The organism is Cyanobium sp. WKJ7-Wakatipu, from assembly GCF_024345355.1.
Lineage (GTDB): Bacteria > Cyanobacteriota > Cyanobacteriia > PCC-6307 > Cyanobiaceae > Cyanobium_A > Cyanobium_A usitatum.
In genome coordinates, this window is the sequence record NZ_JAGQAY010000023.1 from 19721 (window position 1) to 36819 (window position 17099).

The following is a 17099-nucleotide window of genomic DNA, read 5'->3' on the forward strand; positions in this document are numbered from 1 at the left end:
ACTAAGCAGTAAGCCGTAAATATTCAGCTCACCAGCTCCAACTCCTCAAGCAATCGCCGTTGGGCCGCAGCGGGCACAAAGCGGTGGGCCGCCATGGCGCCGCTCACGGCTACAGGCGGTACGCCAATTCCGGGGAATACACCCGCACCGCAGAGCGCCAAGCCTTTGATCGGGGTGCCGCCGCCGGGGAAGGCTCCGCGGTTGGCGGGCCAGGCGGGGCCATAGCTGCCCTGGTGCACCCGCAGAAAATCGCGATGGCTGAGGGGGGTTCCCTGCAGCTCAAGCACCACCCGCTGGCGCCAATCGGGCACCAGTTGATCGAAAACGCCATGGAACACCCCGCAACGCTCGCGGCGCAGCTCCTCATAGGCGGGGGTGCCCCGCTCCAGATCCTTCCAGAGCTCCCAGGGTTCGTTGGCTGGCGTGTAGCCGTGCAGCACCTGATGGCCCGGCGGCGCCAGGGAGGGATCCAGCCGCGACGGCATCGACAGCACCACCATGTTGCGCTCAGCCCTGATGCCCCGCTGCCAATCCCCTACCCACACATGGTGGATCGGCAGCTCGGCCATGCCTTCATCTTTGAAAGCCAGGTGCCAGTGCAGAAAACTGGGACAAGCCGGCGCAGCCAGAAGCTTCTGGCGCCAGCGCTCTGGCGCAATGCCCTTACCCAGCAGGGCGGCCGTATCCCATGGGCTGGCATTACTAATAACTCCGTGGCGGGCGTTCAGCCGTTCGCCGCTGACCAGGCGCACGCCCGTGGCCCGCCCCCCCGATAGTTCGATTTCCGCCACCGCCGCGCCCGTGCGCAGCTCGCCCCCATGGCGGCGGATGCCCCGCACCAATGCGTCCACCACGGCGGGGCTGCCACCTATCGGGTAGTCCAACCCCGCATCGGGCTCAAACCACTCGCCAAACAGGGTGGCCATGGCGGCTGCACTGGTCTGATCAGGCTCCAGGCCGGAGATCAGAAAACACAGCATCTCCACCCAATGGAGCAGAAAGGGATCGCGCAGATGGCGGCGGGCCATAGGCCCAAAAGCTCCGCCCAGCGCTGCCAGCTGGCCCGCCTGGCCGATCAGCCCCAACCCCTGGCTGCCCAGAGTGGTGAGCAGGCCAGCGCCGGGGCGTAGGGCCAACAGCGGCAGCGATCCGGCGGCGCGGCACAACGGGGCCATGGCCACCAGAAAGTCCTGCCATTCAGCGGCGACCGCTGGCCCCCGCAGGCTGCGGAGCACCTCCAGAAATGGATCCAAACCCACGCCAACCCGAAGATTGCCCTCGGGCAACAGCAGGCCCCACTCCGAGTAGCGCGCCACCGGCACGCTTTCACCCACGGCCCGCAGCACCTGGGCTAGGGGGTTGGCACTAGGCCAGCGGCCCAGCCCGCTCCAAAGCGAGGGACCAGACTCGAAGTGGAAGGGTCCCCGTCGAAAACCATGGGCGGCGCCGCCGGGCTGGCTGTGGGCCTCCAGCACCTGCACCTCCAGCCCGTGGCGCGAGGCGATGGCGGCGGCACAAAGGCCCCCCAGGCCACTGCCGATCACGATTAGATCCGGCATCGCCCCTTTCGCTCGCGGCAGCAAAGCAATTGATCCTAGGAAGGGGAGATAGGCCCTAGGGCTGGCGACAACACCTAAGGGGCCAGCCTGGGCACCGCTGCCGATCCGGTCGCTTGCCTTTAGATCTCGCCAACCTGCTGGGCCAACGCACCGTGTGTATCCGCGGCGGGCAGGTGATCAGCGACCACTTAGCCCAAAGCGATCTAGCCCGATGAAAGCGAGATTCACTTTATGGATTTCGAAAGCCGGTGATGCTGTGTTCATCAACCAAGGAGGCGCCCAGCATGGCCGACATGCCCCTGCTCCAACAGTCTTTACCTATCTAGGAACGGGTCGTTCAGTCGGGCTAGAGAGCCGCATTCCCCAGTGCCGCTCACCTCGTGCACCTGACTGATCGACACTCCAGCCGCACCGCCACAGGTGCCCCTAGGAGGACCATTCGCCCCACATCTGGAATGCATGGACCCAGGAGCCAGCTCCCCTGAGGTCCTCCCCAGGGGTTTTGTTTTGTAAGTACTGATTGCGGGCTAAAGCGCACTCAGTAGTAGCGGCTGAATCAGTCCCCACATGGACCAGAAACCGCAGTAGCTCGCTCTGGGACACGGCAGCTCAGCAATACCTGCAACATACAATTGCCGGCAGGAGCTTCACTGGCTCTTGAAGCGATGGCCGCCTGATTACCAGCCCAGGGGCTTCCTTCAAGTGAAGTTGAAGGACTGGTGAGAGATTGCCTCACCACAGGCCTCGGATCGGCTGGGGAGCGGGGGCCGGCACCACCACCGGAGCAGGGGCGGGCTCGGGCTCGGGCTGAGGGGCAGGGGCCGGAACGGCCGCCACGGCCCGGGTGGCGCCACCCCATCGGAACTTGACGCCACCACCCACGTCCCAGGCGGTGCCACCGGAATACAACCCGGCGCCGCCCCGCACATAAAAGGTGGTGTTGTCGCTGAGGGTGTAGGCCAGTTGCCCCTGCAGGCCAAGGCCGCTGCTCTGCACCAGAGAGCCGGTGGCCAGGGTTGCCTGGCTGCCGCTGGAGCTGCTGACCACCGTGGCGGGCTCTCCGCCCAGGAAGCCGGCGCCCAGCCAGCTCACCCGCAGGGAGGGTGTGATCAGGTTCTTGCCCTGCTGCATCGGCGCCCGCCAGGTGACACCGATATCGGCGGTGCCCACGGTGCTGCTGCTGGAGGGCAGCAACCAGGTCTGGTTGGTGGTGCCATCGGGAATGCTCACCTGGCCGAAGGACAGGCTGGAGGTAGTGAGTAGGGCGCTGGGTTCGAGCAACTGGGTGTCGGACAGACGGATGCGTCCACCAAAATTCAGTGCCGTGTTGAAAGCACTGCCACTGACGGAGGGGGAGCTGGTGCGGACCCCGGCGGCATTACTGCTGCTGATTGCAAAGGGCTGTTGGCTGCTCAACCCATCGCCACCGATCGCACCACTGATGAACCAGTTCGGACGCGACCACTGGGCGAACAGACCGCCGCCACCCCAGGTGAGATCGGAGGATTTGCCGCTGAAGCTGGTGCCGTTGCTGAAGAGGGAGCCCCCATCAGCAGAGCCCTGACCAAAGCGTCCGAAGACGCCGGCGACGAGATCACGGCTGAAGGCGTAATCGAGTCGGAGGCCCAGCTGGGCTCCATCGAAGGAGGAGGTGCCCACCGATCCGCCCGAGCTGACCACGGGACCGCCGAAGCCATCCCCGAACACCCGCAGCCGCCAGCCGGTGCGCTCTGCGTAGTAAGCACCTGGTTCGGTACTGAAGCGGAAGGCGGGATCGGATGTGGTTTCCGGGCCCGCCACCGTGTATTGGTTTACATCGATCCCATGATCCACATTCGGATCGAAGGGCACCTTCTGGGGAAGGATCTCCAGCAGATCCCGACCAAACACCTGCCAGCTGCGGCCGAGTCCTAGGGGCTGCAGGCGGGCGTCGGTGCGATAGACGTCCGGCGACGGCAAGCAGAACTCCGCCTCGGTCCCATCGGGGCAGATCGCGGCCCTGGCCGGTGCAAGCGGCAGGGAGAGGGCCAGCAGCGGAGCGGCGGCGAACCCCAGCCGGATGGTGTTACGGAATGAAGTCGCCATGCCTGTACGGGGTGGGTTGAGTTGGGTTGAGTGCTTCCGCCGGATCTCGCGCAGCCGGCCTGTTGCATTCAGCTACAACTGCTGATGGCGCAATTGCAAGGGCAAAATAGACCAGGACGGATCGTCACCAGCTCCATGAGGAGCAGGCCAGCCGGCTCAACACCAAAGGCGAACTATGACTAGGAAAAGATAAATACAGAGATCCAACAAACCGAATCGCTGTCCAAATAGTGCCGCGGGGTGGGCAACACTTGGTAAGTTGATGCCTCTCTGGCGTAGCGCAATCTCTCGTGGCCCCTACCCCCACTGTAGCTCTAGGTCCCTCATCGCTGGACCTGCTCTATGGGACCAGCGGCAACCTGCAGCTCACCTTTGATGAGTCCAGCGGCACCGGCTTCCAACCCTGGCTGGAACTCCAGGTCGCCGCTCCCAGCAGCCACCTCAGCTTCGGTGCCGCCAGCTGGGCATCTATCCCAATCGCCACCAAAAGCTATACCTTCACCCGCAGCGGGACCAGCGGTCCGTACACCCTCACCCACCCCATCACCGGGGCCGCCCTCACCAGTGCCACCGCCGACACGCTGCTGATTTGGCAGCTGCCCGTGGGCAGCTATGTGAACTCCGCTCCCCCACTGGTGGTGAGCGTGCCGGTGTCGGTGAAGCCCACCAGCCCCACGCTGGGGCCCGTGCCGCTGCGGGCCGGCGGCGGCTACGCCCTCGGGGCCGATCCACTCAACAACCCGAGCACCGATCCACCGATCAGCGCCCCGAACGTGACGGGGCAGGTGGTGCCTTCACCCCTCACCTTCAGCAAGAGCAACAACCTTGCGGAGTCGGAAACGGCCACCGGCCCCAACTTCATTGGCGCCTGGCGGCTGTCAGCCGACATTGCCGATGGGGCCCAGCTCAACAAGCTGGTGGTCAGCGACACCCTTCCCAACGATCTCAACCTGCTGGAGATAAACCCCAGCTTGAAGCTGACCGGCAAGCTCACCCAGCAGCCGGTGGGCAACCCCACGGCACCGAGCAACAACCAGGTCGTCATCGATTACGGAGGCCCCACCACGGGCACCACGAGCACGGAGGAGGCGGCCGCCCAGATCAGGTTCTTCGTTCCCGACACCCTCGACCCCACCACGGGGGGGGCGATCACCTACGCCAACAACGCCTCCGTATCCGCCACCTGGGGCAACTCTCCCGACGGCAGCGTCAACCTCAACACGCCCGCCAGCAATGAGATCACCGCCAAGGCCTTGGCGATTCAGAAATCCGCCAGCTCCGGCTCGGTGCTCCCGGGTGGCGACGTCACGTTCACCCTCAATTTCCAGATCTCCGATTACTTCGCCTTCGGCGATCTGATCGTCAAGGATCTGCTTGGCGACGGACTCACCTACACCCCCGGCAGCGCCAGGATCAACCTCCAGGAACAGGGCGTCTCCCTCACCGGCAATGGGTCGGCGGCCTTCGATCCTGCCTACATCAAATACCTACCGGATGTCGCAGGACCTGGGGTTGATGGCAAGGACAGCCTCAGCTTCAACCTCAGCGGCTGGCTGAAGTCGATCGGCAACGATGGCATCCTCCAGGGTGGGCGGGTGTTCAGCAGCACCGCAGGAGCCACGAGGGGCTCGATCACCTTCACAGCCAGCGTCGACGACCTCTACGTCGCCCCCAAAGCCGCCGGCCAGAACATCAAGCCGGGCGACCAGCTTGCCAACAATGTCACCCTGCAGGGTGACATCCAGAAACAGCTGCCATTAGGCCTATTCCTGGACACCAACCGCCAGGTCAGCGACACCAGCGGTGTAGCCATGAGCGTGGCCGACATCGGCAATGCCAAGACGGTGGTGGCGCGCAATGGCCAGGCCCGGGGCTCCGGTCCCCTGGTGCTCACCCCTGGCGACACGGTCACCTATCGCCTCAAGGTGACCTTCCCCATCGGCGACATCCACGGGTTCAACATCAGCGATTTCCTGCCCACGCCGGTTTACAACGTGGATGGCGAAGCGAGTGGGGGTGCCAGTCCCACCGGCTTCGAATTGTTCGGTTCAGGCGCCACCGCCAGCAGCCCTGGCAGCCTGCCCCCGACGGGACGGTTCAGCTACGGCAGCCTCCACACCGCTCCGCCATTGGTGGACAACCTGCTCAAATCCGGGCCGGCGGTCAATGATCTGGTGGCGACGATCGCCAACACCAGCGACCCCACCCACACTCCCGTCACCGTCGACCTCTATTACACCGTCACCGTGACCGGTGCGGCGATCGACGACCGGCTGCCGATCACCAACATCGCCACCGCCAACACGGTCGACTCCAACGGCACCTCCCGTCCGCCCCAGATCGCGGCGGTCACCGGTGAGGTGCTGGCCCCTAATCTCAAGATCCGCAAAGGCATCGTCGTCACCAGCCGCGACAGCCTCAGCGGAGCCCAAGGGGTCACCTACAGCCCCACCCTCAATACGGGTGGCGCCACCTTCCCTGCCCCGATCGGCAGCGTGCCCTTCAGCGACACGGTGAGCAGCAGCGGCATCAGCGTGGCGGGCGGCAACGGCTCCACCGGTGCCGTTAAGAGCAATGCCCTTGATTCCAACGTCACGGGGCTGGATGCGGGCGACACCGTCCGCTTCGTGATGGTGATCGAGAACATCGGCACCAGCTACCGCGGCGCCTTCAACGTGCAGCTGCGCGATGAACTACCCGCTGGCCTCACCTTCACCCCCGGCAGTCTGCGCATCGTCGACGGCAGCGGTGCCCTGATTGGCTACACCCGGGCCGACGGCACGGCCGCCAGCCAGGCGGACATCTTCTCCTCCACCGGCGTCCGGCTGAGCGACCCCGGCCCAACCGCCGCCGACCCGCTCACCGGCGCCGGCGGCGGTGCCATCGACGGTTACAACGCCAGTAGTGGCCGCAATATCGCCGTGGTGACCTTCGACACCACCGTCGATCCGGGCGCCTACGGCCAGCTGGTGGGCGGCAAACTCACGAACGTGAGCGTGCTCGAGGACTACACCAACGTGCCCGCGGGAGGCACGGGCTATCTACCCGGCTCCACAAAGCTGATCGACAACGCCTCGGTCGCGCTGCGGGATGCCACGGTAAGCAAAACGATCGTCTCCACCTCGGAGGCATCCACCAGCGGCAGCAACGTCGCCATCGGTGAGATCGTTCGTTACCGGCTGCAGGTCACGGTTCCCGAGGGGAACCTGACCAACTTCAAGCTGGAGGACACCCTGCCGGCAGGAATCTCGTTCCTGAATGACGGCACCGCCTCCAGGCCGGTCTTCTCCAGCGGTGTCTCCCCATCGCTGACCCCCAGCACGCCAGTCATCAGTGGCTCAAAGCTCACCTGGGATTTCGGCACCCTTGTCAACAGCGACCGCAATAACAGTGTCGACGACACGGTCGCCGTTGAGTTCAACGCCCTGGTTACCAACACCAGTGGTAACACCGACGGGAAAAGCCTCAAGAACACCGCCAAGGCGGACTACACGGGCGGCTCCGGCAGCGGCTCCGTGGCGGTGAAGGTCGCCGAACCCAATATCACCATCACCAAGGTGGTGAGCCCCACCAGCAACGTGCAGGCCGGCGACACGCTCATCTACACGGTGACGGTGAGCAATGCGGCGGGTCGCGCCGATGCCTTCGATCTGGTGCTCAACGATGCCCTCGGCAACCTGGGCAGCAACTTTGATCTGCAGAGCGTCACCCTGCCAGGCACCTTGCCGCCGGGCACCGTTTCAGTGATCAACAACTCCGTCACCAGTGGCTCCAGTGCAGCGGCGGGTGATCGGATCCAGCTCAAGATCGACCGGCTCAATGCCGGCCAGAGCTTCAGTTTCACCTACACGGGCGTGGTGCTGACCGCCGTTCAACCCGGCACCACCCTCACCAACACCGCCAACGTCACCTACACCGGTTTGCCGGGCACCGGCACTCCCAATGGGACAGGCGGGAACACCACCGGCAGCAGCACCCCTGGGGGCTCCGGTGCTGAGAACGGTGAGCGGAACGGCAGCGGCGGCGTCAATAACTACAGCAAGAACGCCAGCGAGTCGGTGGTGAGCCAGGCCCTGGGTCCCATTAAGAGCACCCGGCTCACCTCCGAGGCCCACACCAGTGGCAACGGGGTAGCGATCGGTGAAATCGTGCGGTTCCGGCTGCAGACAAGCATTCCCCAGGGCACGATCGGCAACACGTCCTTTGTCGACAACCTGCCCACGGGTCTCACCTTTCTCAACGACAACACCGCCAGCCTGGCCTTCGTCAGTACCAATCCAGCAGACCTGACCTGGAGCCTGGGGCCGATCACCCCCTACTACCTCCCCAGCACCGGCAACAACAACACGGTGATTCCCACTGCTCGCTTTGCACCGACGGTGACAGGACAGGCACTCACCTGGTCCCTGGGGCAAATAGTCAACCTCAACGCCGTCGATGCACAGATCGAGTCGGTGATCGTCGAGTTCAACGCCATCGTGGCCAACGTGGCGGGCAACCAGGCAGGCGTCACCCTCACCAATAGCTTCATCGCCAGCGCGGGCATCTCCGGCAGTGCGATCCAGAGCACCGCTACGGCCACACCCCTTTCGGTGCTGGAGCCCAGCCTGCAGACCGACAAAACCGTCGCCATTCAGAAGACAGGTGTTGCTGCCAACGCCAATGCCACCCCAGGCGACACGCTCAATTACACGGTCACCATCCGCAACACGGGCACGGCGAAGGCCTTCAACCTCGTCATCGACGACAACCTCGATGCCCTGGGCATCAACTTCGACCTCACCGGTCCGCCCACCATCGTCTTGAGCCAACCGGGTGCTCCGGCGGCCACCGACAACTCGATCGTCAGCGGCAGCGACGGCCTGGTTGATCGGATCTCGGTGCTGGTTCCCGAGCTGGAGATCAACCAGAGCGTCACCATCACTTATGCAGGCGTACTGACTGCAGCCTTGTTGCCGGGCACGGCCCTCACCAACACCGCCCAGGTCACCTACACCAGCCTGCCGGGCACTGGCACGCCCACTGGCAGTGGCGGCAACAGCACCGGCAGCACCACCCCCGGCGGCTCCGGCGCCACCCTCGGCGAAAGGAATGGTGATGGCGGCGTCAACGACTACCTCAGCAGCAAAACCCTGATCCTGGTCGCCAACCGCCCTCCCGTGGCGGTGAATGACACGGGCAACGCCGTCGAAGCAGGCGGTACCTTCAACACCACCGCCGGCAGCAACGCCAGCGGCAATGTGCTCGCCAACGACACGGATCCAGACCCCGCCGACAACCCCCTCACCTCCAAGGGGAAGGTGACCTCCTTCCGCACCGGAAGCACCGAGGGCTCCGGCACGGCCGGCAGCCTCGGTTCTCCACTCCTGGGCACCTATGGCCAGCTGACCGTCAACGCCGACGGCACCTACACCTATGTGGTGGACAACCGCAACGCGCTTGTGGATGCCCTGGATCCAGGCGCCCGCCTTAGTGAATCCTTCAACTACACCGTTTCCGATGGGGCCCTGAGCGATATCGGGGTGATCTTGATCACGATCCAGGGCGCCAACGATGCTCCCGTTGCTGCCAACGACACGGGCACGGTTGTGGAGGCCGGTGGCACCCCTGGCGCCACAGCCACCGCCACCGGCAACGTGATCAGCAACGATCGCGACATCGACAACCGGGACGGCAACAACCTGGTGGCACCGCCCGAGGGCACGGTGGTGGCCGTGCGCACCGGTGCCAAGGAGGGAGCAGGCTCAGCCGGCACCGTGGGACCGGCCTTGAAGGGGCTCTACGGCTCGCTCACCCTTAGTGCCAACGGCGCTTACACCTACGTCCTCGACAACACCAACTCCACGGTGGATGCCCTGAACCCAGGCGACACCATTAGCGAGTCGTTCAATTACACCCTGCTCGACCATCGGGACGGACTCAACGACATCGCCGTCCTGACGATCACGATTCTGGGAAGGAACGACGCTCCGGTAGCCGTTAACGACGCAGATTCCGCCCTGGAAGCCGGCGGCATCTCCAACGGCACGCCTGGGTCCAATGCCATCGGCAACGTTCTTACCAACGACACCGACGTCGACTCCAGCGACACGCCCGCGCTCAACGGCTTTGTCGAATCCTTCCGCACCGGGGCGACCGAGGGATCAGGCACAGCCGGCACCATCGGTGCGCCGCCCTTGCAGGGCCTGTATGGATCGATCACGTTCCAGGCCAACGGCACCTACACCTATGTGCTCAACAACGCCAATCCAGCGGTCGACTCCCTCGATCCGGGTGCCTTCCTGAGTGAGTCCTTCAACTACACCGTCTCCGATGGTGCGCTCACGGATATCGGTGTTCTGACGATCACAATCACCGGAGCCAACGATGGGCCTGAGGCCGCTGATGACATCGGCAATGCCATCGAGGCCGGGGGTATCCGCAATGGCACCCCAGGCAGCAATGCTGTGGGCAACGTGATCAGCAACGACCTCGATGTGGACGCGGCGGATGGCAACAGTCTCATAGGGCCGCCGCAGGGCACGATCACGGCCGTGCGCACGGGCGACAAGGAAGAAAGCGGCACCAGCGGTGTGGTGGGGACAGCACTGCAGGGTCTCTATGGCGCGCTGACGCTCAAGGCCGACGGTTCCTATGTGTATGCGGTTGATAACAGTCTCCTCGATGTGGATTCGCTCGACGCCGGTTCCACACTGCGCGACTTGTTCAACTACAGCCTGCTCGACCATCCCGGTGGCCTGATCGATACAGCGGTGCTGACGATCATCATTACCGGCGCCAATGATGCCCCCGTGGCGATCAATGACACCGGCACGGCCCTGGAGGCCGGCGGCACCTTTAATGGCACGGCCGGCTTCAACGCCACCGGCAACGTGCTCCTGAACGACACGGACGTCGACGCCGGTGACACGCCGGCCCTGAATGGATCCGTGAGCGCCATCCGCACCGGCGCCGGCGAGGGCTCCGGCACGGCCGGGTCGGTGGGAACGGGCCTGGCAGGCCTGTATGGCACGCTCACGATTAATGCCAACGGCAGCTACACCTACGTTGTTGACAACAACAATCGGGCTGTTGATGCACTCGATCCCGGCGCCACTCTGATCGAGAGCTTCAACTACACCGTGCGTGATCGTCCCGGCGGCCTCAGCGACATCGGGGTGCTCACCATCACCATCACTGGGGTTAACGACGCCCCGATCGCAAACAACGACACCGGCATAGCCGTCGAAGCAGGCGGCACGTTGAACGGCACGGCCGGCCGCAATGCCAGTGGCAACGTGATCAGCAACGATCTTGATGTGGATGCGGCGGATGGGGCAAATCTCGTTGCCCCGCCGCTGGCATCGGTGCTGTCGATCCGCAGCGGCGACAAGGAAGGTCTTGGCAACGCCGGCAGCCTGGGAGCAGCGTTGGCCGGTGCCTACGGAAGCCTGACCCTCAACGCCAACGGCACCTACATTTATGAGGTGGACGATGCCAACTCCACGGTCGACGCGCTCAACCCCGGCGATGTTCTGACGCAAACGTTCAATTACACGCTTGAGGACCATCCCGGCGGCCTCACCGACATCGCCGTTCTGACCATCAACATCAACGGGGTCAATGATGACCCGGTGGCCAGTGATGATGCCGGCACCGCCATCGAGGCTGGCGGCATCAGCAACAGTTTGGGCGGAGCCGATGCCACCGGCAATGTGTTGTTCAACGACACCGACGTCGACTCGAACGACACTCCTGCTATCAATGGCACGATCGTCGGCATCCGCCGTGGTGCAACAGAGGGTGCAGGCACAGCCGGAACCTCGGATGGCAGTGGCGGTTTCGTGCTGGTGGGTAGCTTCGGCACCCTCACGATAGCCGCCAACGGCACCTACAGCTATGTGGTAGACAACGCCAACTCCTCGGTCAACGCGCTCAACCCCGGCGATGTACTAACGGAGTCATTCAACTACTCGGTTCTCGATCATCCAGGCGGCCTCACGGACATCGCCATCCTGACGATCACGATTGAAGGCGCTCAGGATGGCAATGCCACCGCCAACACCCTCATCGCCGGCGAAGCCGGCGGCGTGAACAACAGCTCCGGCGGCTTCGCCGGCCGCGGTGATCTGCTCGACAACACAACGCTCCCACCTGGGACCAGCGTGATCGCCATCCGTACGGGCGACACCCCTGGATTAGGCGACGCAGGGAGTGTCGATACAGCCGGAAACTTGGTGCTCACGGGCCTCTACGGCACGCTGACCGTCAAGCCCAATGGCGACTCCACCTACAGGATCAACAACAGCAATCCTGTGGTTGATGCGCTCGATCCGGGCGACACGCTGAGCGAGTTCTTCAATTACGACGTCAGCGACGGCAATGGCACGACCACAGCCGTGCTTACGGTGAACATCAGGGGCAAGAACGACACTCCTGTTACCGCAGACGACAGCGGTACAGCCGTTGAGGCAGGGGGCACGCTGAACGGTACGGCCGGCAACGATGCCAGCGGCGATGTGATCAGCAACGATCGCGATGTTGACGGAAACGACGGTGCCAACAGCGTGGCACCACCGTTGGCCACGATCACGGCCATCCGCCGGGGTGCCAAGGAGGGTGTGGGTCTAGCGGGTACGGCAATCGCCGGTGGCGGCTTCCAGCTTGTCGGCTTCTACGGAACCCTCACCATCGCGGCCAATGGCGGCTACATCTATGTGGTGAATAACAGCAACCGCATCGTCGATGAACTGGATGCCGGCGACTTCATCATCGAATCGTTCAACTACACCGTTCTCGATCACCCCAGCGGCTTGACTGACACCGCTGTCCTCAACATCCGCATCAACGGTGTCAACGATGCCCCTCTCGCCAGCGACGACAGCGGTGCTGCCTTGGAAGCGGGCGGCGTGGCCAATGGCATCGCCGGCAGCAATGCCACCGGCAACGTGCTCAGCAACGACACCGATGTTGATCGCGACGACACTCCTGCGCTCAACGGAGCGGTTTCGGCGATCCGCATCGGTGCGACGGAGGGTTCCGGCACGGCCGGGACTGCGGATGGAAGCGGTGGATTCGTGCTGACCGGCAGCTATGGAATCCTCACCATCGCTGCCAACGGCAGCTACATGTATGTGGTCAACAACAGCAATCCAACTGTTGATGCTCTCAGCCCGGGCCAGAGCCTCAGCGACGAGTTCAACTACACGGTGAGTGACCGCGGTGGCCTCACCGACATCGCACGGCTGACGATAAGGATCGACGGGGCCAATGATGCCCCGATCGCCGCCAACGACACCGGCACGGCCGTGGAGGCAGGTGGCACATTGAATGGCACGGCCGGCAGCGATGCCAGCGGCAATGTGATCAGCAACGATCGTGATGTCGACAACAACGATGGTGGCAATCTGAGTGCCCCTCCCCTGGCCGCGATCACAGCCATCCGCCGGGGTGCAAAGGAAGGTGTGGGTCTCGCCGGTACGGCCATCGCCGGAGGTGGCTTTGAGCTTGTTGGCTTCTACGGAACCCTCACCATCGCGGCCGGTGGCACCTACACCTATGTGGTGAACAACAGCAACCGCTTCGTCGAAGCACTGGATGCCGGCGACTTCATCATCGAATCGTTCAACTACACCGTTCTCGATCACCCCAGCGGCCTGACTGACACCGCGGTTCTCAACATCCGCATCAACGGTGTCAATGATGCACCCGTCTCCAGCGACGACAGCGGCAGCGCCCTGGAAGCGGGCGGTGTGGCCAACGGCACGGCCAGCAGCATTGCTACCGGCAACGTACTAAGCAATGACACCGATGTGGATCGCGACGACACCCCTGCCCTAAATGGAGTCGTCACAGCTATCCGAACCGGTGCCAGCGAAGGAGCCGGTACGGAGGGAACTCCCGATGGCGCTGGAGCTTTTGTGGTTCGTGGGGCCTACGGCACGCTCACCATCAATACCAATGGCACTTACACCTACGTCGTCGACAATTCCAACCCACTGGTGGATGCGCTCAGCCCCGGCGACAGCCTGCAGGAAGCGTTTAACTACACAGTCGTAGACCTCGGCGGCCTCACCGACATCGGCGTGCTGCGCATCACCATCGATGGGGCAAATGATGCCCCGATCGCACGCAACGACACGGGCGCCGCCATCGAGGCGGGTGGTACCAACAACGGCACGCCGGGCATCAACCCCAGCGGCAATGTGCTCACCAACGACAGTGACGTCGATCGCAACGACACACCCTTGCCCAGCAAGGGCACCGTCACCAGCGTTCGCACTGGTTCCAAGGAGGGCTCCGGTGTCGCTGGCGCGCCCGATGGCAGTGCAGGCTTTGTGCTGGTTGGCACCTACGGCACCCTACGGATCACCGCCAACGGCAGCTACACCTACACCGTCGACAACAGCAACCCGGCGGTGGACGGGATGGACGCAGGGGACCAACTCACTGAAACGTTCAACTACAGCGTGCGCGACACCGGTGGGTTCACGGATGTCGCTCTGCTCACGATTACCATCAAGGGGGCCAATGATGCTCCGGTCAGCGCCAACGACACCGGCACCGCCATCGAGGCTGGGGGCACTCTCAACGGCACACCCGGCGCCGACGCCAGCGGCAATGTGCTGACGAACGACACCGATGTGGATCGCTCCGACACCCCTTCTCTGAACGGAACGATCACGGCCATCCGGCTGGGCGCCACGGAAGGCCTTGGCAACGCCGGTGTAGTTGGCAGCAGCCCCCTTCAAGGGCTTTACGGCTCCCTCACGATCGACAGCAACGGCAATTACCGCTACGTGATCGACAACGCCAATCCCACGGTGGAGGCCCTAAATGCGGGCGACCTGCTCAGCGAGTCGTTCAATTACACCGTGAGCGATCTTGGCGGCCTCATCGACACCGCCGTGCTGACGATCACGATCCGGGGCAGCAACGACGCCCCCGTGGCCAGCGACGACAGCGGCATCGCCAAGGAGGCCGGGGGGATCAACAACAGCAGTGGCGGAGCCGTCGCCAGCGGCAACGTGCTGGCCAACGACACCGATGTTGACAGCAAGGACACCCCGCCCATCAACGGCAAGGTCACCGCCATCAGCGCCGGCGCGGTGGAAGGGTCGGGCACGGCCGGCAGCGTTGGTACCGCTCTTCAGGGGCAGTACGGCAGCTTGCTGATCAATGCCAATGGCAGCTTCACCTACGTGGTGAACAACAGCGACCCGACGGTGGAACGACTGAACCAAGGCGACAGTCTCACCGAATTCTTCAACTACACCTTTGTGGACCACAGTGGTGGACTCACGGACATCGCTGTTCTGAGCATCACGGTTGAGGGAACCAACGACAACCCCAATGCCAGTGATGACTACATCGGCCGGTTGAGCTCCGGCCAGAGCGGCACCATTCGCGTGATCGCCAACGACACCGACATCGATTCCAGGCTGGTGCCGAGCACGATCAAGATCGAGGGAACGGCGAATCCAGGCGAACCGCTTGTTGTTCCTGGCCAGGGCACCTGGAGTGTGGACCCTGACAATGGCGACATCACCTTCACACCCCTGAAAGATGTCACCACAACCCCAACCCCGATCAAATACACCGTCCAGGACGAACAGGGCGCCACCAGCAACCCAGCCACGGTGTATGTCAACTACGACAGCCCATCGGTGGGGCCCGAACCGCCCATTTCCGTCACCGAAGCGAGTCCCGTCAACCTGTTTTTGCTTCTCGACAACTCCACTTCCATGCAGGGGCTCGACCCCACAGGCGTTACCCGTCTGGAGGCGCAGAACCGGCTGGCCTTCTATTACGGCCTCAAGCCTGTCTTCAACAACGCTGGCTACATCTTCAAGAAGGGTGATCAATTCGGCTTCAATGGCGATGTCCAACTCACCAACAGCCAGAGCCTGGCCACCGAAATCCTCAGCTGGGAGCTGATTGACAATCCATTCGACAACAAGACAGCCCAGACGGTCACCATTCACACGATCGACTTCAGCTACCTGGTCACCCACACCAAAACGGTGATCAACAGCAGCACCACAGCCGATGGTGTCACTCTGGCCAGCGATGTACTGGCGACGACCACACCCGACCAGCAATACGGCAACAGCACCAGCGGCGATTGGATCGCGCGAGGCCTACCTGCACCCGGCAACCTTGATGCATATACAGCCCCGGGCACTCCCGGCAACCGCTATAGCGGCACTGAAATGCTGGGGGCGCTCACGGCGCTCAAGGACTTACTGAATGACGAAATCACCTCGGTGACCACCGACACTCGCACCTACGTGGGGCTGCTCACCGATGGTCGTCCGGAGCGGCGTCCCTGGTGGGACAACCGGCCCGAATTCGGCCAAGGCTGGAGTGGCGTCAATGTGGCCCTGCCAACCGATGCAGATATGGGCGGGGATCCGATCACCTCTTCAGGCCTGCGCTATTTGAGCAACGGCACGCCGATCAAAGTGCCCACGGCCAATGGTGTGGACATCTGGGGCCAGAACCAACGGGAGCTCAATGCAGCACTCGATCGCACAGCAGCGGCAAGCGGCAGTCCGGACAGTGTCAAGGTGATCAGCGTGGGCCTGGGGGATGGCGGTATCTCCGATTGGAGTGCGATTTACTCCGACCTGTTCAACAACCAGACCTTCACCAACAAGGTCGGGGGCTGGAGTTATCAGGTAGTCACTCCGAACATCCAGCTGCAGAGCTGAACCCAACCCCTGCACCACCGCGAAGCGATAGCCCGGCTGGATCACCAGGTTCACCGGGCCGCAGTGGGTCTGTAGCCAACTCGTTCAGCGGCGAACGTAGGTGCGGCCTTCGGGTCCGCGAACAACTGCCCCGCCGTTAGGGCCACGCACCGCAGCCGCACCCTCAGGGCCACGGACGGCAGCGCCACCATTAGGGCCGCGCACGGCAGCGGCGCCAGGGGCCACTACTGCACGAGGGGCGACGACGGGGGCAACGACAACTGGGGCAACAACAACGGGTGCAACAACCGGGGCTGCAACCATACCCCGTGCGACACAGTTCCCCAAGGGGCCCCTGATGAAGCCGATCCCACACAACTCACTGGCGGAGGAGGGCACCGCCGCAAGGGTGAGGGCACCTCCAAAGACGGCGGCCAGGAAAGTGTTTTTCATGAAGGCTGCTCAGGTGGGGGGTTGGTTCATTCATGGCCATCGGGTCACTGTCGTGCTCAAGGAAGGTGAACTCGGCACTTGACACTCGAGGCGGTTGCCGAATGGCTTCACCATTGGGGCGAGTGAAGGACATCGCCAAGCGAGCACTTGAACGGATGCGGATTGTGGCGTGAGGGGCGCTAGCGGTGGAGTTGCCGGGTGCCCCTAGGAGCGTGTTGCACATAGATCAGGGCAAGGCCTCTCCACAGACGCCCTGAAATCTGCCCAGATCCCAGTGTCAGCAATGAATCAGGACGAGAGAATGGGTCATGGTCAAGCCCAAGTCCTTCCG

General features: G+C 63.5%; 4 protein-coding genes. 1 reads left to right on the forward strand and 3 read right to left on the reverse strand.

From position 1 onward, the window contains the following. Positions 1-23: 23 nt before the first annotated feature. Both KBY83_RS11805 and KBY83_RS11810 read right to left on the reverse strand, forming a co-directional pair. On the reverse strand, positions 24-1559 hold the full coding sequence (locus KBY83_RS11805; RefSeq protein WP_255019685.1) for an NAD(P)/FAD-dependent oxidoreductase: 1536 nt from the start codon (positions 1557-1559) through the stop codon (positions 24-26). 732 nt (positions 1560-2291) lie between these two features. Further along, positions 2292-3644 (reverse strand): autotransporter outer membrane beta-barrel domain-containing protein, encoded by a 1353-nt coding sequence (locus KBY83_RS11810; protein WP_255019686.1) that lies wholly within the window; start codon positions 3642-3644, stop codon positions 2292-2294. Positions 3645-3934: 290 nt separating this feature from the next. On the opposite strand from KBY83_RS11810, the gene KBY83_RS11815 reads away from it, so the two are divergent. Beyond that, positions 3935-16336: an S-layer family protein gene (locus tag KBY83_RS11815; protein ID WP_255019687.1), complete on the forward strand. Its 12402-nt coding sequence runs from the start codon at positions 3935-3937 to the stop codon at positions 16334-16336. An 84-nt stretch (positions 16337-16420) separates the two neighbouring features. On the opposite strand, the gene KBY83_RS11820 is transcribed toward KBY83_RS11815, so the two are convergent. Next, positions 16421-16768: a hypothetical protein gene (locus tag KBY83_RS11820; RefSeq protein ID WP_255019688.1), complete on the reverse strand. Its 348-nt coding sequence runs from the start codon at positions 16766-16768 to the stop codon at positions 16421-16423. Positions 16769-17099 lie beyond the last annotated feature (331 nt).